An 851-nucleotide genomic window follows, 5' to 3' on the forward strand; every position below is an offset into this window, starting at 1 on the left:
GATGAATCTCTTAGGAGTTTTTCAATGTTTTGTGTTTCTTCGTTTGTAAGTTTCATAACTACTATTATAAGATGTTTTTTGATTTTAGTCCAGTATGAGATTGATACGGTTCTGCTTACAAGAGTGAAAAATTATTGTTTACTGGTCTTAACTGATTGAAGGACTAGGCATCAAATTATCCGATTGATTCCAAATAAAAGTGCTGAGGCGGTCAATCAGGCTTTAAAACTCATCTTAAAACAAGACAAGATTCTGTCCATCACGGCAGATAATGGTACAGAATTTAACCGCTTGTCTGATGTATTTTCTGAGGAACATATCTATTATGCGCACCCCTATGCCTCTTGGGAAAGGGGAACTAATGAGAATCACAACAGGCTCATTCGTAGATGGTTACCTAAGGGAACTAAGAAAACGACTCCCAAAGAAGTCGCATTCATCGAAAATTGGATTAATAACTATCCTAAAAAATGCTTGAACTACAAATCACCCAGAGAAGACTTCTTCATGGCTAACTTGAACTTGAAATTTGGCGAGAAGTTAGCAAATTGTAAAAAGTTTAAAAAAATTAGAAAAAGGTGTTGACAAGTCTGAAAAAGATTGTATAATAGTAAGAGTTGAAAATAACAACTCTGGTCCGTTGGTCAAGGGGTTAAGACACCGCCTTTTCACGGCGGTAACACGGGTTCGAATCCCGTACGGACTATGGTATGTTGCGGCTGTAACACTTGATGAAAAAAGTTTAAAAAAGTTTCAAAAAAAGTGTTGACAAGCGAAAGTGATTGTGATATACTAATATAGTTGTCGCTTGAGAGAAGCGAGTGACAAAGACCTTTGAAAACTGAACAAGA

Annotated in this window: 1 tRNA gene and 1 pseudogene; both read left to right on the forward strand. The window is 36.4% G+C overall.

What is annotated here, in order from left to right:
- Nucleotides 1-93: 93 nt before the first annotated feature.
- Nucleotides 94-585: pseudogene (locus tag HT719_RS07835) on the forward strand (IS30 family transposase); the annotation flags it as partial.
- A gap of 49 nt (nucleotides 586-634) precedes the next feature.
- Nucleotides 635-706, forward strand: a tRNA-Glu gene (locus tag HT719_RS07840).
- The last annotated feature ends 145 nt before the right edge of the window (nucleotides 707-851 follow it).

The sequence above is a fragment of the Streptococcus sp. k-378 genome, from assembly GCF_013277505.1.
In the GTDB taxonomy this organism is placed as follows: Bacteria; Bacillota; Bacilli; order Lactobacillales; family Streptococcaceae; genus Streptococcus; species Streptococcus pseudopneumoniae.